This window comes from Streptomyces camponoticapitis (genome assembly GCF_014646115.1).
Taxonomy (GTDB): domain Bacteria; phylum Actinomycetota; class Actinomycetes; order Streptomycetales; family Streptomycetaceae; genus Streptomyces; species Streptomyces camponoticapitis.
This window is the reverse complement of record NZ_BMMV01000073.1, coordinates 1-824: the sequence shown is the minus strand read 5'-3', so window position 1 is coordinate 824 and position 824 is coordinate 1. Positions and strand designations below refer to the sequence as shown.

Annotated in this window: 1 protein-coding gene; it reads right to left on the bottom strand. The window is 67.1% G+C overall.

Annotation, left to right across the window (positions count from 1 at the left end; all coding sequences use genetic code 11):
• Positions 1–667, bottom strand: a 667-nt coding sequence (locus IEY79_RS37100) for an IS5 family transposase (protein WP_189112058.1), incomplete at its 3' end; no start/stop codon positions are given.
• Between the last annotated feature and the right edge of the window lie 157 nt (positions 668–824).

Below are 824 nucleotides of genomic sequence, written 5' to 3'. Positions count from 1 at the left end.
GCAGGACGGTGAATCCCCTGGTGGTGGGGTCGCGGCGGACGATGTGCATGTCGATGCCGAGTGTGGCGGCGTGTTCGACGAGGTGCTGGCGGTAGCCGCCGTCGACCCAGGTCTTGCGGACGGTGGGGTGCTCGGAGGCGATGCGGTCGATGAGGGTCCGGCCTGCGATGGAGTCCTGCACGCTCGCTGCGGTGACCATGACCCCGAGGAGGAGTCCGACGGTGTCGATGACGATGCTGCGCTTGCGGCCGACGATCTTCTTGCCCGCGTCGATGCCCTGGCCGGCGGCGGGGACGTTGGTGGAGGTTTTGATGCTCTGGGAGTCGATGACGCACGCACTCGGTTCGTCCTCGCGGCCTTCCTTCCTGCGGACTTGGCGTCGGAGGATGCTGTTGAGCTGGTCGAAGACACCTTCCTCCTGCCAGCGGGCGAAGTAGGCGTAGACGGTGTTCCAGTGCGGATAGTCGTGAGGCAGGTACCGCCAGGGGATCCCGGTCCGGTTCACATAGAGAACCGCGTCCAGCAGGCTGCGAAGATCGTGGTCCGGTGGCCGGCCGATGTCCAGGCCCCGGCCGCGGCGCTCGGCCCGCCAGGCATTCAGAACCGGCTCGACCAACTCCCACCGGGCATCGGACAGATCACTGGGATAACGGCGACGTTCAGGCACGATCCCGGGCTACCCACCCACGACCCGGCAGGCCCAGGCGCAGACACCGGCGCCCGAAGCACACGGCGCACAACACGGCGTCCTGGGATGAAACAGGAGCAGCCATGCCAACGCGGCGCCGAAACCGCGACTTGTGCACCATCACTCACACCAGCCT